We start from the raw sequence: 21,237 nt of genomic DNA, 5'->3' as shown, positions 1-21,237 counted from the left end.
AAGCAGGGCGCCGACCCGCCGAGCGAATAGCCGCGTTGATGGTGTAGTTGATGGTGTCACCGTCGAACACCGTAGGCGCACCCTCTTTTCGGATTAGCGTGAGATATGAGTTCTATCTCGACTTCGGGTAACGTGGACGGTTTCCTGTCAAAGCGACGCTCGTACTTCGGGAACTTCCTCGTCGGTCCCTCCGCATGGGCCCGCGGGCTGTTATGGGATTTTCCCGTTCGGCTGGGCAATGCGGTGTTTGCAATGGGGTACGGGCTTTGGAGACGCGGTCGGCAAGATAACGCTCCGAAGCCGTTCCGGCCTCTAGACTCCGGAAAAACGCCCCAGGCGTCATCGGATGCCCTCGATGATCCCGATTCCCTGGCCCGCCAGTTGCTCAACCAGGGGCGTTTCGCCTTGATTCTCAGGCCTCAGGTCGCCGGAACGCTCAGCCGCGAAGTATTCGAGGCGGCCTTTGCCCAGTGGGAACAAACCATGGCCTTGGTACCGGACGGCGAAGTCTCCCTCTCGCGAGCACCGGCCGATTGGGACGAAATCGAGGCCGTCGCGGCTCCGGCGTTGGGCAAGGAAAGTCCCGAAACACCGAACGACGAGGCACCCGCCCGAGAGCAGATCGTCCGCGTGCGAAGGTATTTTTTGGATCGCTATCCGGTCACCAACGCACAGTTCGCGGCATTCGTGAAAGCAGGCGGATACGAGCAGGCATCGTTGTGGGACGCTGCCATCCTGCCGGCCGTTCTGGATTTCGTGGATCGGTCGGGGCGACCCGGCCCAAAGTACTGGGAAAACGGCACCTACCCGCCCGGCACGGAGGATCACCCGGTGACAGGGATCAACTGGTACGAGGCGAGGGCCTTCGCCCGCTGGGTAGGGAAACGCCTGCCCACGGACGCCGAGTGGATGAGGGCCGCGGCTTGGCCCGTCACCTTGCCCGACGGTACCCGCATGCAGCGACGTTTTCCCTGGGGCGATGCCATGGACTACTCCCGCGCCGTATTGTGGGGATCGCAGCGCGGCGGCACGGTGCCGGTGACCGACTGCCCGGGCGGCGCGGCCGTCAACGGCATCTATCAGTTGATCGGCAATGTTTGGGAATGGACGCATAGCGACTACCAACCATGGGAAGAGGAGGACGCCCGGATCGTTCTACCCGGCCCGATGAAGAGTATTCGGGGAGGCGCTTTCGACACCTATTTCGATCACCAGGCTTCCAGCGGATTCGCCGGCGGAGAGAATCCCTTGGCTCGAAAGCGGAACATCGGTTTTCGTTGCGCGCTGGGCGTCGCGGACATCACACTCCGCTACTGCCCGGAAGACGCTTCGCACACCCCGCGGGAAAACCCGGCCGCCGCCTGCTTGGAGGATGTGAGATGATTAAGAGCGCCGTCTTACCCCTGGAGTCGTACCGTCTGGCCGAGTACGCCGTGCCGCTCGCCTGCTACATCTGCGGCGAACAGAACCACTTCGACGCCGAGTATTGCCGCCTGTGCAGCGCGCCGATGGCGCTGGCCCATCAACTGCTGGCGAACAAAGTCGAACCCCGTATCGCGCTGATCTTAGGCCCCAGCGGGGTAGGGAAAACCGTCTATCTCGGCATGTTGATCGACATGCTTTCGCGCCAGCCCCGGCGAGTCCAGCTCTTGGCACGCGGGGCTTTCTCCATCGCCGTGCAACAGGCCACCGTGGCCGCCTTGGCCAAGGGACGTTTTCCCGGCAAGACCCCGAACGAACCGGATCGGTGGCATTGGGTGCACTGCCAATTGCGTCGCCGTCGACGCCGCATGGCCTCCGATCTCATCCTGCCGGACATGGCCGGCGAGGCCATTCTCCAAGAGGCCGAACACCCGAACACCTATCACGTCATTCGTTCCCTGCTCAAGCGATGCTCCTCCGTCATGCTATTGGTGGACTCGGTGCGCATCCGCAACGGCAACCGGCAAGATGAGTTCTTCGCCATGAAATTGGCGAGTTGTTTGAGCGAATCGGCAGGCCATTCCAAACTGGGATGGAACCGTAAACCGTTCGCTTTGGTCTTTACCAAAGCCGATCAGTGCGAAGAGTGCCTGGAAAACCCGGAAGAGTTCGCCCGGACTCATGCCGCGGGGCTGTTGCGATTGATTCACGAGCGCTTCCCATTGACCGGCATTTTCGCCTCGGCCGTGGCGGGCTCTTGTGCTTGGCGCGTGACCGCCGACGGAGTCCGAGAGCATGTGCCTTTGAGAATCGAACCGCACGGTATCGTCGAGCCTTTTCTCTGGATGCTAGAACGTATGCGTATCTGACGTCTTCGCCGATTACCGCACCTATTCGCTGGGAATTCGCAGCGCACGAGACGATGGACTGGGTGGATCAAGCCGTTTTCACTTCGCAGGCATCGAGTCACGCGCAGGGCTATCACCTGGCCGCCGCAAGCGCCGACTTGACCGACGATGAACGGCGTGCCTTGACCCGCTGGGGGCCGTCGCACGATTCCGTCCCGGACGCTTTGCGCCGGAGCACCGTAGTTAGCAGCTTCCGCTTACCCTCGAATCGAGTAGCGGTCGCTCGAACCTTTGCTCACGGGGCCGAATACAGCCGTCGCGGCGCCGTCCGCTGGTACACGCAGTTCGTAGTCCTCGACGAAGCCATTTTTCGCCGATTCGCGGCCAACCCGTTCGCCATTCTGACGGCCGCCATCGCCGGCGGCTGCCTGAACGTCTCCGATTCCCTACCGCCCGTGCTACCCGCCATCCGTCTGCTCGGAAAGGCTTCGCCGGTCGACGTTGCAGGCATCGAATACGCGGCGGCCTTGGTGGGACCGCGTTTTCTTTTGGAGGTGCTGGAGCAATTGCTCACGCACAACGGCCCCGTCCTCCTCACCGGGTCCGAGCGCTACCAGCGCATCATCGCCGGGCTCTTAAGCCTGCTGCCCGTCCCGTTTCGCTCCGGTATCTCGTTCACCACCGGCCTCAGTCCGTCCGCGCAACGACCGTTCCGGATCCAACCGTTCTACGGGCCGCCCATCGAACTGGAGCGCATCAAACGCGAGAAAGGGGCAACGGTCGTGGACTTCTCCCGTTCGCCCGCAGAGCCGCCGGCCGGCCCGCATCCCTGGACAAAGTTCATCGCGTACGTGCTCAACGGCTCTCGCTGGTACTTACTAAAAGCCCTGTTTCGGCGAGATGATTTACCGAAGTGCGATGATCCCCCGAGCTTGCAGGCCTTGGGGCGACTTTGTCTGGAAGAAATCGTGTTTTCCGCAAGCACTCCTAAGAGTAAAAGCAGCGCCGATCGACTCGAAGTTACCACAGCTTCACCCCTCCTTGGTGATGGCGATTCGGATCGCGCGGTTCGTTCGCCGCAAGATGACGCGACCGAGTTCGGTCCGTCCGTTCCCTCGCCGCCTGCCTCGCAAACCAGAAATTCGCGGGATATTTCCCTCGCCGGCATTCCGCCCCATTTCTCCGATCGCGCATCGGCCGCCGAGGACTCCGGCGCAGCCGCGTCCGATCCCGTAGCCCTGCGTCTTTGGAGGATCGCCACGGAGCACGCCATTCTGGCGTGGCAGGAGGGGCCCGAATCGTTCGCTCGCTTCAAGTCGCAATGGGGAACGTTACGATCGCGATTACCGGGCGCCATACCCGACATCGTATTGGGAGCTGCCGTGCGTCGATTCAAGGACCTCCTGGCTTGTCCGTCCTCGACGGAGGATGACGGTACCGGAAAAATCCGGCAAATCCAAGAACTCCTGTCGCTGCTCACGGACGCTTGATGCCATCCCGTTTGCAAATCGCGCCGCGGGATGCCGTCAACCTTGCCCGTTGTCCGAAAGCAGCGCATGGGCCGTTCCCAAATCGGTCACCAAGTGCGTCCACAATCGCAGGTCGGGGTTCCGGATCAGCGGCACCAGGGCTTCGGTCTTTAGCATGCCGCACTCGCTGCACGGGCCGGCGATTAAGACCACGTACTTGTCCGGCGTGTTGGCCAACCGAACCAAGTCCGCGATTTCAAACAGGGTCACCACACGCACCGGACATTCGTCGAAGATCGGCGACCGGGCGGAATATGGGCGAAACTGTACGTCCCCGACCCAGCCGATTCGCTTCATCCGATCGATGTCCTGCTGCGTCACCGCGCCGTCCTCCAAGAGCGCGTGCAAGAATTGACCCAACATCCCGTGCGGGTCCTTCGCGGCCGCGAAGGACGTCATCACGATGTCCACCTCCTCTGCCATCGCGAAGGATCGGCGGACGCTGGGATTCGACCGAACCCGATCGAATTCATGCGATGAGACCAATGTCTCCGAGAACAGCCCCACATATTCGACTTTGGGCAAAACTTCCGTGAAATAGCCGAAATAGGTCACGGGCGCCTTGTAAGGTTGGTCGGCGAGAAAGCCTCCCGCCGAAAGCGCGTGCAGCACCAAAGGCGGGCAATCCAGGTCCGAATACACGCGCTGTGCCAGCCGCCGTGCCACCATCATGGACGAAAAGCCGGCCCCCAACGCGATGTGGACCTTTTCACGCTTGCCCTTCAAGCGGTGAACCAACTCGTAAATCACGTCGGCGGCCGCAGAGCTGACGTGATGCGGGGCATCCGCGCCGCGTACGTTGACCACTTGCACGGCATCCTCTTCCGCGCGACACCCTTCCAAGGCGAACCGCTCCACGATCTTGCGGCTAAGAAACCGGTCACGCGGGGGACACAATAGAAGGTATTGACGGCGCATCGCCTCCCAAAAGAGAGGATAGATCCTCTCCCGTGTCAGGTCATCTCGGGCGTAAGTCCGTTTCACCCAATCGGCAACCGCAGCGGCCGCTCCACGCTGCCGGTTCTCGCGTTTCTCCTCGTCCTCGGAAGCATACTGTTTCCCTAAGTGCGCAAGGAACCTTTCGCACACGGCAAAGACCAATTCATCGCTCTCTTGAGCTGGGTGCCATCGCTTCTTGGGATTTGTCAAAGCGGAACCCTCCGGTTAGAAACCATACCTCCGACCAGATACCGCGAAGAGTGGTTGGCCTTCGAGCAATTTCGCCTAACCAGCTTAAGCCGTTCTTCCGCCTGCCGCCAGATTCCGCAGCAGCCTCGGAAAACCACAAGCCCCGTGATTGAGCCATGCCACTTCTGAAAGTCAAACCCCCTATTTCTGACGGGATGCGGCTCTCCGTGCCCCAATTCGATAGAACATCGCGGCTCTCTCCTAGAAGTCCTTTTGACAACTTCCGCTGAACTTGCCAGTCCAAGCCGCCTGCCGCAAGGTAGGAAAGCCCAAAAGAGCTCACCTCAATTGAACAATTTGAGCCTGGGCACTGCCTGGCTGAAAATCCACCCTTCAGAGTGGAATGCTGTACAGTATTCCACGGCACGGCAAGGCCGGTAACCGACTCAGATGTCGGATTCCACCCGCAAGCAGATACCGTCTCGGGGCGCGCGACCACAACATCGCGCGCCGCCCGATGGACACTTTGCAAATCGGACGAATGCCGCAAGTAATATCATTGAAAGCACTTGCAGCACCGCCCTGCCAAGCTGCGGCATCTGTTTTCGGAAAAGCAAACCGCGCGACGGCTACTCCTGCCACTCGCCACAGTTCTCATCGAGCTTATTCGTTTTTCGCCACAGTTTGACCCGATCGCGCGACACATCGCACCAAACCCGCATTGCAAAAATCATTTTCTCATTAACCTGGCCGATCCTTGACCGGTCCCGATTATTGACGTAAAGGCACCCCGATTACCCTCATGGGGCGGGATCGGATAGCTCGAAACGGATTGATTCCAGTGGTAGTGAACTGGGTCGCAAACAAAGGAGCAACCGCAATGGAGTGTAGCAATTTGGACACACCGAGACTGGACGAAGAACGCTTTGCTCGCCTTTGCACTCAGCTCGAGCGAGAAGCCGCCGATTTGCTACTGAAAGGGATCGATTGGGCACAATTTTTCCGCCTTGTACTGGGAAGGAACGGCCTTGTCGCGCGGGCTTTCAGCTCACCCGAGGAAATGGAACGCTACACCGAGTCCGAGTCCTATGCGCGTCTCCACGAGATGTGGGCGGCATTGCGCCGCACCCAAGAGGGCAAGAAGGCCGTCGCCGAATCTCTGGTCGTAATGACAATTCGCGTACCCAAGAGCCTCCACGAGAATCTGATTGACGAGGCCCACCGCTTGCAGACCAGCGTCAACAAACTCTGCGTAGCGAAGCTGGGCCGGGCAATCTCCGGAAAATTCGTTCCCAAACTCCCGCAGTTTCAAGAAAAGTGCCTAGTCGAGTCGAGCAACGCCGTCGAAATCGAGTCTGCGGATTGAGACGAATCGCTCCCATCCACAGGGACAACGACAAGTCGCCTTTCCGCCACCGGCCACAGATGCACGCAAAACAGGCAGCCTTCAATACAAGCAGCGATGCCTGCTGAATGCGCAGACAGCCAACCCGTCACGGCAGTTGAGTACCGGGAAGGTGACGAGCCGGTGGCGACGACCTGCTCCAACGACACTAGAGCCGATCAGCATCATGCTTCCCTACCAACATTCCGTTTCGGGAACGTGACTGTCGGACTCGTCCAGGCCCGCTTCCAACGGCATGGTTTCACCATTCACTCGGCGACGCAGTCGAATAGCTCCCAGTTGGGGAAGAACGCCCGTAAACTCTTCCGGAAGACGGCAATGAATGACGGTCCGCCCGTCGTTACCGTAGTGGTGCGAGAAAACTTCGCCGTGACGAGATAGAAAGGCCGACAAACGGCCGTTCTCGACGAGCGTCTCGATCTCGAGCTCCCAAAACCGCCGAGCCAGTGATTCCGAAACGGTGAGGCTCAATCGATCCAGGCCTTCCCCCGTTCGGGCGCTGATGGGGATGGCATGGGGGTAACGCTGGGTCAACGCGTGCAGCCTCGCCCGATCCTCAACCTTGTCAACCTTGTTGATCACCAGCAAAGAATCTTTGGTTTGCAGGCCGATCTCCGAGAGGACCTTGTGTGCGGCGGATATCTGATGCAAAACGGCGGGACTGCTGCCGTCCGCCACGTGAAGCAAAAGGTCGGCCTGCCGAGCTTCCTCCAACGTCGCCCGGAAGCTCGCGATCAGATGGTGCGGCAAATCACGGATGAAGCCCACCGTATCGCTCAGTAGGATGGGCCCCCAACCGGGGAGTTGCCACCTGCGAGTGCGGGTGTCCAACGTCGCGAATAAGGCGTCTTCCACGTAAACGTCCGCCCCGGTCAGGGCGTTCATCAACGTGCTCTTGCCGGCGTTGGTGTAGCCCACCAACGAGACGGTCTTATGCCGTCTGCGGGCGACGACCTCGCGCTGCTTTCGTCGGTGTATGAGATCCAATTCCTTTTTGAGTTCGTGAATTCGACGGGCCGTCAAACGCCGATCCAATTCCAATTGTTTCTCGCCGGGACCGCGAAGACCCACGCCCCCTTTCGTTTGCCGCTCCAAGTGCGTCCACATACGCTTCAGCCGCGGCATGGCGTACTCCAACTGGGCCAATTCCACGGCTAGCTGCGCTTCGTGGGTCCGCGCCCTTGTGGCAAAGATGTCCAAGATCAACTCCGTCCGGTCCAAGACACGGACGTGCAGTTCCTTCTCCAGATTGCGGGCCTGGGCGGGTGAAAGATCGTTATCGAACACAACCAAATCGGCGGCACGACTGCGAACCAATTGCCGCAATTCCTCGGCTTTTCCCCTGCCGACATAGGTTGCAGCGTCCGGGGCTTCACGCTTCTGGATAAGCCTGCCGACAACGCGAAGCCCGGCCGCCTCGGCTAACCCGCCCAACTCCTCCAGCGGCGATTCTTCGACATTTCGCTGCGGCAGCAATACGCCCGCTAGGACTGCGGCTTCCGGTAACTCTTCTTGGCTCAATTTCGTTTCGCGGCTCGACACGCGATTGATGTTCCTCCCGTTTTGCCCATCGCTTCAGACCAAACCGTCCAATGCGGCTTCCTTCACCAGCGTCCCGTTTCGCGCGAGGCTCGGCAACGGCCCGTCATTCTTCATCGAAAGGCGTCTCCAGCGCCTCCTCCCAAACAAGGTGACGATAGCTCTCGTAACGACGCTCATCGATCCAGCCGTCCGCCACCGCATTCTTCACGCTACAGTCGGCTTCGTCCAGATGCAAGCAATCGGGAAAACGGCAACGGCTTAGGTACGGCCGCATCTCAACGAAGTAGTTCGAGGTCTCCTCGCGAGTCAGATCCCAGCACTGAAATTGCCGCAATCCCGGGGTATCCGCCACATAACCGCCGAAGCGGAAGCGAAAGATGCGGGCCGTCGTCGTCGTGTGACGCCCTTTTTCGTTCTCGTCGCTCACTTCGCCGACGGGCAAATTCAAGTCGGGGTCGATCGCGTTGAGGAGCGACGACTTTCCCACCCCGCTTTGTCCCGTCAATACGCTGACTCGGCCTTGCAGAAGCCGACTCAGGCGATCCAGCCCGAAACCGGTCTCCGCGCTTAACAGCAGGACACGATAGCCCAATTGGCTATACAGTCCGACCAACGGCTGCAATTCCGCCGGATCGACCAGATCGATCTTGTTGATGCATATGACGGGTCGAATGTTCGATTTTTCGGCCGAGACGAGAAAACGGTCGATCAAGTGGGGTTTTAGTCGCGGTTGGGCGGCGCTTCCGACGATCAGCACCTGATCCACGTTACTGATGATGACGTGCTCGCGACCGCGGTATTCCCTCGATAAGACGCCTCGCCGGGGCAGCACCGACTCAATGACGCCGTCCTTGTCGCCGACGGCGCGGAAGAGGACCAAATCGCCCGTCACGACGGCGCTCCGCTGCCGCGTGAGCAGTTTCTTCAACACTTGCCGAACCACGCAGCGGTAGCTTCGAGACGCTTCGTCCTCCACCAAACAAATCAAGCCCTGAACGGCCGTGACTCGTCCGCGGACGACGTCCTGAGTAGAGGGTTCGAGGAAAACGGAAAATGGCGAGCCGGAATCAACGCTCTGAGTCGAATCTTGGGCGATCACCGTGCCTTTGCGGGTGACGGCGCCCTTTCGCGATTTCGCCTCTTGCGAAGAGGTCGCATCTTCCAGGACCGAATCATCCGCCGCGTACCGCCGGGTGAGATCCTTGTCTCGGGTATCGCCCTTGCTCTTCCGCCGAAAATCAACTCGAACTTTTCGGTGCTTGCTCATGCGCCCGGGCGGCTGCTCCTTGTTGACTGCCTCATGCCCTCCCACCACAAAAGCACGCCGATCGAAGACGACCTTTCCAGGCTGGCATTTCCCCCCCAACTTCGGCGGACCCGCTACGGCGGCGAACCTGTACCGCTTTCTTGCGTCTTTCTTGCGTAACTATGGCAAGGGCTTTCGTCGCTGCGGTACCTTGGCCGACTCCAAGATATCGTAGCGTTCGACATCCTGGTCCTTGCCGTCGCCGTTGCTCGCGACTTCCGTCGAGGGGAGCGACTCTTCGGAAGGCTTGGTCCGCACCAACCCCGCCCGTTCCAACAGCGAGCGGGAGAAAATGTCGGTCTCCAAGACTTCGGGAGGCGGCGGCCCGACTGCGCCCAGCTCGACAGGCGAGTACCGAACCTCGTATTGATGCTTAGCAATGGCTAAAATGCAACCGGGGTCCAACCGCCGCTCCCGCACGCGTGCCCCGTTGACCTTGACGCCGTTGGTACTATTCAAGTCCCGGACATACCAATATCCGGATACCACGAACAGCTCACAGTGCTGAGCCGAGACATTGGAAAAACGCAAGACGACGTCGCAGCTCTCGCGCCGCCCCACGAGAATTCGTTTTTTTAACAACGGGATCGGATCCCCACCTCCAAGAGGTATCAGTTGGCCGTACATAGATGAGCTTCCCTGTTTCCGAAAAGCGCCCTTTTCTGCCCACTCCGTAAAATTCTCAACCCGCTTTCATCCTAGATCGGATTCTTTGCAACGTCAATGAATCGGCACGTCGTTCAAGCACTACAGTCTCCCGCGGTTCCCGCCCCCGCATGGCGAGCCGAGGGCAAACGATACTACAATTTGAGTTTCTTTTATCGACAAACCTTCGGCGGGCCTGTGTGGAAAATTCCGCTTGATGCCGGTTTCGGCTGCCCCAACGCGGATGGCACGCTCAGTCGTTTCGGTTGCACGTTTTGCAACGTGGCGAGCTTCAGCCCGGCACGACGACGCGATGGGCACGACGACGTCACGGCCCAATTGCGTCAGGGAATCGAAAAGCTCAAGCGGCAGCGGAAGGCCGACCGCTTCATCGCTTATTTTCAGGCCGGCACGAATACGTACGCCGATCCCGAATGGCTGGAAACGCTTTTCCATGACGTGATGCAGATGCCGGAAATCGTGGGCCTGGCCGTGGGCACTCGTCCCGATTGTCTCCCCGACGCAATCTTGGAACTGCTGCAAAACGTGGCCCGCCGGACGTGGTTTTCGCTGGAAATCGGCTTGCAAAGCTCCAATGACGGTACGCTGCGGCGTATCAACCGCGGCCACGGATTCGCGGAATTTCGAGACGCGGTATTGCGCAGCCACGCCCGCGGCCTGTCCGTCTGTGTGCATGTGATGCTGGGATTGCCGGGCGAAGGCCCCGAAGACAATCGCGCGACGATGCGTGCCCTCTCCGAATTGCCGATTTCCGGCGTGAAATTTCACAACACCTACGTCTCCAAGGACACCGCGCTGGCCCGTCTGTACGAGGCGGGGATGTACCGCCCTTTGAGCCAAGACGCCTACGTCGAAACGCTGATCGATTGCTTGGAGCTGCTCTCCCCGCATTGCGTCGTGGAGCGGTTGACGGCCGAAACTACCGACCAATTCCTCGTCGCCCCCGAATGGTGCCGGGACAAGAACGGAACCTTGCGCCTGTTGGAACGGCGCCTTGTGGAGCGCGACACCTGGCAAGGAAAGAAGTTTCCTACGATCCCGCACGATTCCGCACGTAACGGCGGACTTTGAAGACGCGATATACCACTTTTTGGGACGATCCATGCACCCTCTCAGTTGGTCCTTGTGAAACCAACGGCGATTGGGACGTCAAACCAACCTGTGTTTCAGATATAATGTAACGCGGCGGGAAGGGAGCCGAGCGGGCTGGACGGCCGCCGGCCAATGTCGATTGGCGGGAGGAAAGTCCGGGCTCCCCGGGATCACGGTGGTGGGTAACACCCACCGGCCGAAAGGCTAGGGAAAGTGCCACAGAAAACAGACCGCCGAGGTACTCCTCGGTAAGGGTGAAACGGTGAGGTAAGAGCTCACCAGCAGGTCGGGTGACCGACCTGGCTCGGCAAACCCCACCGGGAGCAAGGTCAAGCAGGGGGTGAGGCCCGATTTCGGGCCGCGGTAGATCCCGGCCGAACCCCCGGGTAGACCGCTGGAGGGGACGGGCAACCGTCCTCCTAGAGAAATGGCCGTCGCTCGAAGCATGGCTTCGAGAACAGAACCCGGCTTACAAGCCCGTCCTGTCCCTTTCCGCCCATTTTTCTCATCCATTGAGCATGGCTTGCCCGAGCCGGCGCCGCCGGGGCGGTTGAACTTTTCGGCCGGGCAAAACCATAGTCCGCACTGCGAGGGACGCCCCGCTCAAAGCTTCTGCGAGATTAGTCGGTGTAAGCAAACGGCTATTTCGGTGTCCTCGAAAGCGAAACCGGCCGCCGTTAAACGCATCGGCTTCACACGGCAGCCGCTCAATAAGACTGCGTCGGCCATCTCGCCGAACACCAATCGCAATGCAAACCGGGGAACCGGCAACACGGCGGGACGGCCGAGGACTTTGCCCAACGCCCGGGTCATTTCCCGATTCGTGACCGGCTCAGGAGCCGTCATATTGAAAGCGCCTGACAAGTCTTCGCGATCGAGAAGGAATAAGATTGCCCGAACGAGATCCGGACGGCTAATCCAACTCCACCAGGCGCGGCCGTCGGCCAAGGGTCCACCCAAGCCCAGGCGAAAAACCGGCAACAACTTTCCCAAGGCCCCGCCGGCGGTGGAGAGAACATGACCGAACCGCATTCGCACCACGCGAATACCCGCCGACTCGGCCGAAACTGCGGCCGATTCCCAGGCCTCGCAGACCTCGCAAAGAAAACCTTTTCCGGGCGGTGAGGTTTCGTCGACCCATTCGTCGCCCTGGTCCCCATAGTACCCGATCGCCGACGCGGACAAGAAAACTCTCGGACGGTGTTGGGCGTCCTGCATCGCAGCGACGATCGCTTGCGTGCCCAGAACCCGACTGTCCCGAATGCTTCTCTTGACGGCTTTGTTCCAGCGTCCCGATGCCACGCTCCGTCCCGCAAGATGAATTACGGCATCCACGCCTTCGAAGGCATCGCGGTCCACCCACTTGCTTTCCGGATTCCAGCGAAACTCACGATCGCCGGATACCGGTTCGCGGCGAACCAGATATCGCACGGCATCGCCTCGCGCTTGCAGCGCCGCTGCAACCGCACTGCCGATCAAGCCGCTTGCCCCCGTCAAAAGGACATTCATGGATTGTGCCGTCGCTGTTCGGAGTGGGCTGCGACCTATTTCCGACGGTCAGTCGGTGTGGAAGACTTCCGGGATCGGCATCCACCATTTTCCTTCCGGCGTGCCGGGCAACCGAATCTGGCAGGGATCCGTCTCCTTCCACCAACGTTGCGTCTCCGGGTCGGCTGCGATCTTGGCCATATCCCCTTCGAAATCATCACCTACATATTCAAAGTAGCTGAAAAGATACAACTTGCCTTCCAGCTCCGCCAGGTAGATCGAATAGTTGCGGATATTGGATTCGCGAATCCGTTTGAGGATCGAAGGCCAGGTGTTGGCGTGCAATTCGATGTAGTAGTCCTTCTTTTCCGGACGCAGGCCGATGACCTGCCCGATCCGGGTGACTTTTCCCGCCGTCTTGTCCGAAGCGGCATGACTCTGGAATACGACCTTCATCTCGGACGGCGCTGCGACGGCGTTGCGGTCCAGCGCCACACGATTCCAGATCAAGCCCAATCCGAAACCCACAGCCGCAAAAGCCCCGACAACGCTCCACCGCAACAATCTACTCGCCATGCTGCACCTCCCAAGAAACCAAGGGATTGAATACCGCCCATGTGATGCGGATCGCAAGCTTTGCCCTCGTCAACGCGCCGCTCCGATCCGCTTCCGGGCACTGGGTATTCTGAAGGCTTCCGCGTCGCCCGTCAACACCCGGCCGAACACCGAAAGATTCTTCCGGCGGTTTCCAAAAAAAACCGCGCCCATGTTGAACGGGCGCGGATCGCTTATTCCCCTGAAACACTTAAGGAAACCGCCTTGCGACTACCTGATTGCTCCGATGAATCTCTCGAGGTTCCTACCCTCGTCGGACGTGCGTCGCACTCGATACTTGCTGAAGCGATCGCACGAGCTGTTCGGCGAATCGGGAAGGCGTCTGACGGTCGCCCATCAATTTCCGGTGGTGCTTGCCGGAGCCGGCGCGGGCCCCCCATCCTTCGGCGGGGCGCAGCCCAGCACCAAAGTCATCGAAATGGTCGCCACGGTCAACACCATCAGAATTCCTCGCAACATCTTCATCCCCCTTGCGAAAGGCCAAAACGAAAGCTAACGACCGAATCCGTAGTCTACCCTGAACCGCGACGGTTTACAATCGGGGGCCGACAGCACTGTGCTGCCAGATTCTCCACAGCATGCGACGCGCGACCGAGTTTACAAAAGTCCCACCGACCTCAAGTCAATCCGTTGCCCCCTAGCTACCGAATTCCAACGACGCCGTCGGCGCGGTGAGACCTCGCTGGGTTTACGTCGGCGCAAAAAAAGACCCCTCAGCCGAGAACGGCATGAGGGGCGATGAATTGAACCCGGCGACACCTACTCTCGCACTTTTGGTACTACCATCGGCTCCGGAAGCTTAACGGCCGTGTTCGGAATGGGAACGGGTGTTTCCTTCCGGATATGGTCACCGGGAATTCCCGTCGCCGACCGCTAGGCCGGCGCCGGGCTTATACGACACTATACGGAAATTACAAACTACCTAACGCTTTATAACTGCCACAAATAGGATCCTTGCGATATTCGACGAATCTAATCGCAGTATACAGGCGGAGATCCGTGTTTGAGCCGAATCTCGCCGGAACATAAACAACTGGTATGGTCTGTGTGGAATCCGGCCGAGCGGCCGAAGCGTTGGATACATGCGGCCAAGCTTTCGCCCGTTAGTAACCGGTTAGCTCAACGCTTTGCAGCGCTTACACATCCGGCCTATCAACCTGGTAGTCTTCCAGGGGGCTTTCGGCAAAGCCTTACGAGACCTAATCTTGGAGAGGGCTTCACGCTTATATGCTTTCAGCGTTTATCCTTTCCGCACATAGCTATCCAGCCGTGCCGCTAGCGCGACAACTGGTACACCAGAGGTGCGTCCCTCCAAATCCTCTCGTACTAAGGAGGACCCTCCTCAAGTCTCGTGCGCCCACGGTAGATAGGGACCGACCTGTCTCACGACGGTCTGAACCCAGCTCACGTACCGCTTTCATTGGCGAACAGCCAAACCCTTGGGAGCTTCTTCACCCCCAGGATGCGATGAGCCGACATCGAGGTGCCAAACCGCGCCGCCGCTATGGACGCTCGGGCGCGATAAGCCTGTTATCCCCAGAGTACCTTTTATCTGATGAGCGATGACCCTTCCATTCGGAATCACCGGATCACTAAGCCCTACTTTCGTATCTGCTCGACCTATCGGTCTCGCAGTCAAGCACCCTCTCTACCTTTGCGCTCGACGCCTGATTGCCGACCAGGCTGAGGGTACCTTTGGACTCCTCCGTTAATATTTTGGAGGAGACCGCCCCAGTCAAACTGCCCAGCTGACACTGTCCTCCGCCCGGATGACGGGAATCGGAGTTAGAACTAAAGTGCACCCAGGGTGGTATTTCAAGGACGGCTCCACCGAAACTGGCGTCCCGGCTTCACAGCCTCCCACCTATCCTACACAAGATACACCACAGCCCCATATCAGCCTACAGTAAAGGTTCACGGGGTCTTTCCGTCTAGCCGCGGGTATGTGGCATCTTCACCACAGCTACAATTTCACCGAGTCGCTGGTTGAGACAGTGCTCCGGTCGTTACGCCATTCATGCAGGACGGAACTTACCCGCCAAGGAACTTCGCTACCTTAGGACCGTCATAGTTACGGCCGCCGTTTACCGGGGCTTCGGTCGCGAGCTTCGCCTTGCGGCTAACCCGCTTCCTTAACCTACCGGCACCGGGCAGGCGTCAGACTCTATACATCCTCTTTCGAGTTGAGCAGAGTCCTGTGTTTTTGATAAACAGTCGCCAGAGCCGATTTACTGTGACCCCCGCAAGCTATTCACCCGCAGGGGCACCCCTTATCCCGAAGTTACGGGGTCATTTTGCAGAGTTCCTTAACCAGCGTTATCTCGAGCGCCTTAGACTACTCGTCTCGCCTACCTGTGTCAGTTTTAGTACGGTTACCGCGTGTTCATCGCTTAGAAGTTTTTCTTGGACGTCTATCCGATCTCATCCGGAACGTTATCGCCGTTGGCCTGACATCGAGGCTTGCGGTCGCGGATTTGCCTACGACCGCCTCTCCGCCGTGCAAGGGACATTTCTATCCGTCCCTCGACCTTCCAGACGCCGTCCCTCCATCGCTCCCACGCGGTAGCGCAGGAATGTTGACCTGCTGTCCATCGTCTACGCCTTTCGGCCTCGACTAAGGAACCGGCTAACCCCGGGCGGAATTACCTTCCCCGGGAAACCTTAGGCTTTCGGCGAGCAGGATTCTCACCTGCTTTATCGTTACTCATTCCGGCATAATCACCTGTAGAGCCCTCCACCGCTCCTCGCGAAACGGCCCGTATCTGCTCTACAGCGCTCTCCTACCACTGTGCGAAGCACAGTCCACAGCTTCGGTGCAAGACTTACTCCCGTTCATTTTCGGCGCAGGATTGCTCGACCAGTAAGCTATTACGCACTTTTTAAATGGTGGCTGCTTCTAAGCCAACATCCTGGCTGTCTCGGCAATCCCACTTCCTTTGTGACTGAGCCTTGCTTCGGGACCTTAGCTGGTGGTCCGGGTTGTTTCCCTCTCGACCGCGGAGCTTATCCCCCGCGGACTGACTCCCGAGATAGTCGCACCGGTATTCGGAGTTTGGTTCGGCAGGGTAGCCGGCGAAGGCCCCCAAGCCAATTCAGTCTCTCTACCCCCGATGCGTAGTGAACTCGAGGCTAGCCCTCAAGCTATTTCGGAGAGAACGAGCTATCTCTGCGTTTGATGAGACTTTCACTCCTCCCCACAAGTCATCCCCTCGGTTTTCAACCCAAGTGGGTTCGGGCCTCCACGCGGTGTAACCCGCGCTTCACCCTGCTCATGGGTAGTTCACGCAGTTTCGCGTCTATCGCCGACGACAATGCGCCCTATTCAGACTCGGTTTCCCTACGGCTTCAGCCCGGAAGGCCTTAACCAAGCCGTCGACGATAACTCGCCGGATCATTATGCAAAAGGCACGCCGTCACATCATCGACGTGTTGCCACGCCGAACGATGCTTCGACCGCTTGTAGGCATACGGTTTCAGGTTCTCCTTGCACTCCCCTAACGGGGGTTCTTTCCATCTTTCAGTCGCCCTACTTGTCCACTATCGGTCGTCAGGTAGTATTTAGCCTTACGGGATGGTCCCCGTGGATTCAGTCGGGGTTTCACGTGCCCCGACCTACTCAGGTACCTCTGGGACGAGACTCCGCTTTCGTTTACGGGGCTGTCACCCTCTGTGGCCCGCCTTTCCAGAGCGGTTCAACTAGCCGGTCTCGTTCTCCCATATTGAGGCCCTACAACCCCGCAGGGAAAATCCCCGCGGTTTGGGCTACTCCCCTTTCGCTCGCCGCTACTGAGGGAATCGAGTTTTCTTTCTTTTCCTCCGGTTACTGAGATGTTTCAGTTCACCGGGTATTGCCTCACGAACCTATGGATTCAGTTCGTGATCATTCGGGAATCCCGGGATCAACGCTTGTTTGACAGCTTCCCCAGGCTTTTCGCAGTCTTCCACGCCCTTCATCGCCTCCTGACGCCAAGACATCCACCGCATGCCCTTAGTAGCTTGGCCGCATGAATCGAACGCTTCGACCTTTGGGGTCGATTCGACTCGCCAAGCTTAGCAACGATTCGCCTACCGATACCCGACCGAAGCGGCCGGGAACCAGTAGCCTTACGCGCTCGGCATTCAGATGCCACACAAGACCACAACCAAGTTGTCAAAGATCGACGACCGACCAAGGGTCGCTTTTCACCCCGATCGCGCCCAAAACCCTAGGTACCAAGCTCGACTTCCGAGGAGCCCGATACCCCACGTTTTGACCGCTCAACCGACGGGCGAATCTTTAATTTAGCGGATTCGCTTTTCGCCGTCAACCCACCGTTTCGCCTTCGTTCGAGGCAAACTTCATTATACGGCTGGGTGTTGGCTTGGCAAGGCCCGCGGCTTGACTGATTTCGCCCGACCAACTCTTCCTCTTCGCGACACGTAGCCGCCGGTGTGGATGCGTTACTCACAACGCATGACCCCAATGTACCTGTTCCCATCGGCGCGGCAAAGGGGGACTCTTTACGTCGGTCGAAAAAATCTTGGGAAGCCTCGGAAGCCTCGCGCCGATCGGGCTCAACCCTTTCCCTCTCCGCGCACGGCTTACTTTGCGATCGCGGATCTCGGCGCAACGAGCCTCGACGGCATTCACATTCCGCCGCAGCGTCTAGCTCACTCTCCCTGGTCCGCCGTTACACGGCCCAAAGGCCCTCGGCAGGCCGACAGGGCCGTTGTTTCCGAGGCGAACGAACCGCGGCGATACCGCTTCGTTGGGCGTCGATACCGCGTGGATCAGCCCGCGAGAGGGCGAGCAGAGCGATGCCCTGGATCGAACTTTCCGTCGCCGCTCGTGTCGCGTGAACGTTCCATCCGACAACGCCATTCGGCATCGGCGAACGCCGCGTCCGCGAGGCCTTTTCCGTCGTTCACTGGGCTAGCCCGCAGCTCTCGGCCGAGCCTTGCCCGGTCGCAGCCCAAACACGCAGGGCTTGGCCGATCCTCGCCTCGAGGTCGGCCAGCATCGCCAAAGCTTCATCTTGACGCCGCTCGAGATCCATGAGCACCGACTCGTACTCCGGTCCCGCAAGCACGAGGTCTCGCTTGGTTGCGGAACCGTGACCGGCCTTTGAAGCAGCGGCAGAAATCATGCTGCGACCTCGCGTGCGAATCCCGAAAGTTTTTCTCGGCCGAGAGCAAACCCCAACCGCATTCCCCGTCATCGACCGGACCGCCCCGTCTCGGCGGCCTCCCAAGGGACGTATCGGCCCGCCGTTTACGCGAGATTCGGCCCACATCCACGATTTCCTGGCGAACTGACAACCATCACGGGGGGATCGGCGATAAGCTATTCCGATTGCATGGACCGGTAGGCCCTGCGCCGTTCGGCGGCGCGATCACCGCAGGCCGCAAAGCAGACCAATCAGCCTGATGAGGTTGCTTCGCCGCCCACTTCGCGAGGCCGCGACATGCTCGGTATTTCCCGTCTTGGCGAACCCCGGCGATTCTGCTAACCTGTATCCCGGTCGATCGACACCGTCGGTGGGCCGTGAACGGTTGAGTAACACGGTTGTTGCAGAGCTGTTCTTTCAAGTTCGACTCTGGCCGACAAGGAAGGTTTGCCATGAGCCCCGGAATCTCCCTCCTGCCGAATTGCCTCGTTCGCTGGATGCTGCAACGGCACATGCCCGAGGTGTTGGGCATCGAAAACGCCAGTTTCGAGTTCCCCTGGACCGAAGCGGAATTTGTGGCTTGCGTCCGACAGCGGAACTGCGTGGGATTGGTGGCCGAGGTGGACGACAAAGTCGTCGGCTACATGATCTACGAGATGGCGAAGAGCAAGATACGGTTGCTCAACTTGGCCGTCAGCCCGGAGTGGCGGCGGCGCGGAGTCGGCCGCTACTTGGTTCAGAAGCTGATCAACAAGCTGTCGTTGCAAAAGCGAAATCGCATCACGCTGGAGGTTCGCGAGACGAACCTACCGGCTCAACTGTTCTTCCGCTCCCTCGGGTTTCGCGCCACCTCGGTCCTGAGAAATTTCTACCAGGACACCCCGGAAGACGCCTACCTAATGAGTTACACGATCTCCGAACCGGAGCCGGTCATTCTCCCCATGAACCGTCTTGCCAAGCTGGCCGGCTGACAGCGAGGGAAGTAGCAGGCTTCCGACTTCTACGGATGCCTCGCGTTTACCCGATCTCCTACTGCGCCCGCGTCGGCGGGCCGAGAAGTCGTAAATTGGCAGCCATTCTTGACGCTTGAGCACGGCCGTTGAGCACGGCCGGCGGCACGCCGGGAGGCTTCTCTACGAATCTCGACCGTCCGCGACACGGTTGCCGAAGATGCGAGTCGCGGGCGAGACGATCGGTTCCTCGAGCTGCCTGAAGAATCGCAGCCCCAGGGCCAAGCAGATGCTGGTGGCGAAAACGGCAACTACGGCCGCCCAAGCCGGTCCCGTTGCAAGCCAGGTCTCGGTAAACCGGTTGATCGGGACGTTGGCCGTGACCGTCGGCAAGAGGATGGTGTTCTCCAAAATGCCCCGCACGTGGATCGGCAGCCCCGCCAAGCCGATGATCACGACGTTGTAGGCGGTGCTCAAGATCAAATTCACGGTGCCTCCGAAACCGGCCGCGATCTGTGTGGGAGAAGCGACCTTGAACATCGGAAATCGAGCCCCCAAGCCCACGGCGATGGAGCACAACCCCACGGCGGACAAAACTGTGGCGTACTGGTGATGTAAGTGGACGGCCGGCGATACTCCCAGCATCAGGTCGCTGATCGCGACCAAAGCGCACGTCGGCACCAAGCACAGCGATAACGCAAACCACAACTTACTCCAGACGATGGTGGTGCGTGGGATCGGCATCAAGCCCAATACCCAAAAGCGAGGGCCTTCCAAGCTGATCAGCGGGAAGATGAACCGGGTGGTAAACGTCGACAACAACAGCACGATCACGGCGAGATTCAAGAAACTGATAATGTTGACCCAGGCCACGAAAAATTGTTCGTCGTACAATCGCCGGATATTCACGAAATAGAACACCAGCAGCCCGATGAAGATCAGAATCTGCGTCCACTGAACGGGGTCACGACGAAAGAGACGCACGTCCTTGAGCACGAGCTGGCGAACCGGGTCGGACAGGCCGGGCAAGAGGTGCAGGATGAGGGCGTCGATCCAGCTCCTTCTTCCGATTTTGCGATTACCCGGTCCGGAGGCCACGCGCCAATAGGCCTCGCGATAAAACGCCCCCGCGAACCGTCCTATCACGTAGTTCAAAAACAGCGCATTGGCCAGCAAGACCGAGAGGAAGAGCACGCCGTCTTGCCAGTTTCGGTCCGCCGACGCCAGCACACCGCTGGACAACCACCAACTGGGCAAGAATCGGAATTGCGTGATGCTCAATCGATCCAGCGTCCGCTGAAGCCACTCCAGACTGAAGGCATTCGTAGCGTGCGGAAGACTGAGAACCCATCGCCCCACCGCGACAGCGCCTAGGACGCCTGCAATGATCCCGACCGTCCATAGGAGCGTCTTGGATCGCGGGAAGAACATTGCCACCAACAGCGAGACGAGGCCGCCGATCGCCGTCGGTATGTAGACAAAACTCACAAGGTACGGCAGCAACAGCCAATAGTGGTACCAAGGAGCGCGAACCTCCACCGCGTAAGCCAACAGCAGAGGGCTGCCCAAGAGCACGAACGCCCAACTGCTGAGAAAGACGGCATCCATATACTTGTCCAAGAATACGCGTTCGGGATGAACGGGCAACGTCAGCAGAAACTGCGTGTCCCTCCCGCGGAATAGCGAACCGTGCAGCATGATGGCCGACGAGAGAATCAGCATCAGCCCCAGCGTCAAAAAGAACGTCCCAAAAATGTAGTGGATTGTTTGCTGTACTAAGTCGGTGTAGGGGATGGCGAAAATCAAGAAGTGGAACCCTTCCCGAAACAGCGCGAAAAGTCCCAGCCACAACAAGGAACCCAAACCGACGACGAGCCAAACGCGAAACCACGCACGGCTCAATGTTTGAAGCACAACCGTCCGCACCGCTTGCCGTTTCACCGCCCCGAAGATTCTCGCCTCCTCCGCCGGAGACGGCAGCTCCCAAGAGCCGATGGAGTCCGCGGCCGGGCCGTCCTTGATCGTTTCGCTAGAGAGCCGTTCGTACTTCATCGCTGATTCGTGAGGCCTTCCAAACGTGGTACCATGCCGTGCTGCAC

At 59.3% G+C, this 21,237-nt stretch carries 15 protein-coding genes, 2 rRNA genes and 1 other RNA gene; 8 read left to right on the top strand and 10 right to left on the bottom strand.

The window, feature by feature from the left end; translation table 11 throughout:
• Positions 1-105: 105 nt before the first annotated feature.
• Genes ACZ5B4_RS03240 through ACZ5B4_RS03230 form a run of 3 tightly spaced genes read left to right on the top strand, consistent with a single transcriptional unit; the run spans position 106 to position 3,760 of the window.
• Positions 106-1,383 carry a formylglycine-generating enzyme family protein gene (locus tag ACZ5B4_RS03240; protein WP_464913004.1) on the top strand — a complete coding sequence of 426 codons (1,278 nt, stop codon included), beginning with the start codon at positions 106-108 and terminating at the stop codon, positions 1,381-1,383.
• A complete protein-coding gene (locus ACZ5B4_RS03235; RefSeq protein WP_464913003.1) occupies positions 1,380-2,291 on the top strand; it encodes a TRAFAC clade GTPase domain-containing protein in 912 nt (303 codons plus the stop codon). Before ACZ5B4_RS03240 ends, ACZ5B4_RS03235 begins: the two co-directional genes overlap by 4 nt.
• Before the next feature lie 53 nt (positions 2,292-2,344).
• Complete coding sequence (locus tag ACZ5B4_RS03230; protein ID WP_464913002.1) at positions 2,345-3,760, top strand: GAP1-N2 domain-containing protein; 1,416 nt, start codon at positions 2,345-2,347, stop codon at positions 3,758-3,760.
• A gap of 36 nt (positions 3,761-3,796) precedes the next feature.
• Here the strand turns inward: ACZ5B4_RS03230 and ACZ5B4_RS03225 are convergent, their stop codons facing one another.
• The gene (locus ACZ5B4_RS03225) at positions 3,797-4,948 is read right to left on the bottom strand and encodes a sugar-binding transcriptional regulator (protein WP_464913001.1); all 1,152 of its coding nucleotides are present in this window, start codon (positions 4,946-4,948) and stop codon (positions 3,797-3,799) included.
• Positions 4,949-5,807: 859 nt separating this feature from the next.
• On the opposite strand from ACZ5B4_RS03225, the gene ACZ5B4_RS03220 reads away from it, so the two are divergent.
• Positions 5,808-6,293: a hypothetical protein gene (locus ACZ5B4_RS03220; protein WP_464913000.1), complete on the top strand. Its 486-nt coding sequence runs from the start codon at positions 5,808-5,810 to the stop codon at positions 6,291-6,293.
• A 213-nt stretch (positions 6,294-6,506) separates the two neighbouring features.
• On the opposite strand, the gene hflX is transcribed toward ACZ5B4_RS03220, so the two are convergent.
• From hflX to ACZ5B4_RS03205, 3 genes are all read right to left on the bottom strand, one after another.
• Complete coding sequence (gene hflX / locus ACZ5B4_RS03215) at positions 6,507-7,874, bottom strand: GTPase HflX (RefSeq protein ID WP_464912999.1); 1,368 nt, start codon at positions 7,872-7,874, stop codon at positions 6,507-6,509.
• A 103-nt stretch (positions 7,875-7,977) separates the two neighbouring features.
• Positions 7,978-9,141: a ribosome small subunit-dependent GTPase A gene (gene rsgA / locus ACZ5B4_RS03210; protein WP_464912998.1), complete on the bottom strand. Its 1,164-nt coding sequence runs from the start codon at positions 9,139-9,141 to the stop codon at positions 7,978-7,980.
• Between the two features lie 159 nt (positions 9,142-9,300).
• Positions 9,301-9,807, bottom strand: a complete 507-nt coding sequence (locus ACZ5B4_RS03205; RefSeq protein WP_464912997.1) for an FHA domain-containing protein — start codon at positions 9,805-9,807, stop codon at positions 9,301-9,303.
• A gap of 96 nt (positions 9,808-9,903) precedes the next feature.
• Between ACZ5B4_RS03205 and mnmL the strand changes: the two genes are divergently transcribed.
• Both mnmL and rnpB read left to right on the top strand, forming a co-directional pair.
• On the top strand, positions 9,904-10,917 hold the full coding sequence (mnmL, locus tag ACZ5B4_RS03200) for a tRNA modification radical SAM protein MnmL/YtqA (protein WP_464912996.1): 1,014 nt from the start codon (positions 9,904-9,906) through the stop codon (positions 10,915-10,917).
• Positions 10,918-11,044: 127 nt separating this feature from the next.
• An RNA gene (gene rnpB, locus ACZ5B4_RS03195) (RNase P RNA component class A) lies at positions 11,045-11,426 on the top strand.
• 115 nt (positions 11,427-11,541) lie between these two features.
• Here the strand turns inward: rnpB and ACZ5B4_RS03190 are convergent.
• Positions 11,542-12,447 carry a TIGR01777 family oxidoreductase gene (locus ACZ5B4_RS03190; protein ID WP_464912995.1) on the bottom strand — a complete coding sequence of 302 codons (906 nt, stop codon included), beginning with the start codon at positions 12,445-12,447 and terminating at the stop codon, positions 11,542-11,544.
• Between the two features lie 48 nt (positions 12,448-12,495).
• Positions 12,496-13,002, bottom strand: a complete 507-nt coding sequence (locus ACZ5B4_RS03185; RefSeq protein WP_464912994.1) for an L-rhamnose mutarotase — start codon at positions 13,000-13,002, stop codon at positions 12,496-12,498.
• A 265-nt stretch (positions 13,003-13,267) separates the two neighbouring features.
• On the opposite strand from ACZ5B4_RS03185, the gene ACZ5B4_RS03180 reads away from it, so the two are divergent.
• Positions 13,268-13,537, top strand: a complete 270-nt coding sequence (locus ACZ5B4_RS03180; protein ID WP_464912993.1) for a hypothetical protein — start codon at positions 13,268-13,270, stop codon at positions 13,535-13,537.
• Between the two features lie 251 nt (positions 13,538-13,788).
• Here the strand turns inward: ACZ5B4_RS03180 and rrf are convergent.
• The 3 genes from rrf to ACZ5B4_RS03165 all read right to left on the bottom strand — a co-directional run bounded on the left by rrf (position 13,789) and on the right by ACZ5B4_RS03165 (position 18,167).
• Positions 13,789-13,896 (bottom strand): 5S ribosomal RNA (gene rrf, locus ACZ5B4_RS03175).
• A 229-nt stretch (positions 13,897-14,125) separates the two neighbouring features.
• Positions 14,126-17,043: ribosomal RNA gene (locus ACZ5B4_RS03170) — 23S ribosomal RNA — on the bottom strand.
• Positions 17,044-17,945: 902 nt separating this feature from the next.
• Positions 17,946-18,167: a hypothetical protein gene (locus ACZ5B4_RS03165; protein WP_464912992.1), complete on the bottom strand. Its 222-nt coding sequence runs from the start codon at positions 18,165-18,167 to the stop codon at positions 17,946-17,948.
• Between the two features lie 473 nt (positions 18,168-18,640).
• Here ACZ5B4_RS03165 and rimI point away from each other — a divergent pair, with 473 nt between their 5' ends.
• Entirely contained in the window at positions 18,641-19,159 is a 519-nt protein-coding gene (gene rimI / locus ACZ5B4_RS03160) for a ribosomal protein S18-alanine N-acetyltransferase (protein ID WP_464912991.1), read from the top strand.
• Between the two features lie 162 nt (positions 19,160-19,321).
• Here rimI and ACZ5B4_RS03155 read toward each other — a convergent pair whose 3' ends face one another.
• A complete protein-coding gene (locus ACZ5B4_RS03155; RefSeq protein WP_464912990.1) occupies positions 19,322-21,190 on the bottom strand; it encodes a putative ABC transporter permease subunit in 1,869 nt (622 codons plus the stop codon).
• Positions 21,191-21,237 lie beyond the last annotated feature (47 nt).

Source organism: Thermogutta hypogea (assembly GCF_055386265.1).
This window is presented reverse-complemented; position numbering and strand designations above follow the sequence as displayed.

What these genes read in the sequence shown, in the direction of transcription:
- ACZ5B4_RS03230 (WP_464913002.1), top strand. Translation starts at nt 2,345, where the DNA reads ATGGACTGGGTGGATCAAGCCGTTTTCACTTCGCAGGCATCGAGTCAC.
- ACZ5B4_RS03240 (WP_464913004.1), top strand. Translation starts at nt 106, where the DNA reads ATGAGTTCTATCTCGACTTCGGGTAACGTGGACGGTTTCCTGTCAAAG.
- rsgA (WP_464912998.1), bottom strand. Translation starts at nt 9,141, where the DNA reads ATGAGCAAGCACCGAAAAGTTCGAGTTGATTTTCGGCGGAAGAGCAAG.
- ACZ5B4_RS03235 (WP_464913003.1), top strand. Translation starts at nt 1,380, where the DNA reads ATGATTAAGAGCGCCGTCTTACCCCTGGAGTCGTACCGTCTGGCCGAG.
- ACZ5B4_RS03185 (WP_464912994.1), bottom strand. Translation starts at nt 13,002, where the DNA reads ATGGCGAGTAGATTGTTGCGGTGGAGCGTTGTCGGGGCTTTTGCGGCT.
- ACZ5B4_RS03165 (WP_464912992.1), bottom strand. Translation starts at nt 18,167, where the DNA reads ATGATTTCTGCCGCTGCTTCAAAGGCCGGTCACGGTTCCGCAACCAAG.
- rimI (WP_464912991.1), top strand. Translation starts at nt 18,641, where the DNA reads ATGAGCCCCGGAATCTCCCTCCTGCCGAATTGCCTCGTTCGCTGGATG.
- ACZ5B4_RS03190 (WP_464912995.1), bottom strand. Translation starts at nt 12,447, where the DNA reads ATGAATGTCCTTTTGACGGGGGCAAGCGGCTTGATCGGCAGTGCGGTT.
- mnmL (WP_464912996.1), top strand. Translation starts at nt 9,904, where the DNA reads ATGAATCGGCACGTCGTTCAAGCACTACAGTCTCCCGCGGTTCCCGCC.
- ACZ5B4_RS03205 (WP_464912997.1), bottom strand. Translation starts at nt 9,807, where the DNA reads ATGTACGGCCAACTGATACCTCTTGGAGGTGGGGATCCGATCCCGTTG.
- ACZ5B4_RS03180 (WP_464912993.1), top strand. Translation starts at nt 13,268, where the DNA reads ATGAATCTCTCGAGGTTCCTACCCTCGTCGGACGTGCGTCGCACTCGA.
- ACZ5B4_RS03220 (WP_464913000.1), top strand. Translation starts at nt 5,808, where the DNA reads ATGGAGTGTAGCAATTTGGACACACCGAGACTGGACGAAGAACGCTTT.
- ACZ5B4_RS03155 (WP_464912990.1), bottom strand. Translation starts at nt 21,190, where the DNA reads ATGAAGTACGAACGGCTCTCTAGCGAAACGATCAAGGACGGCCCGGCC.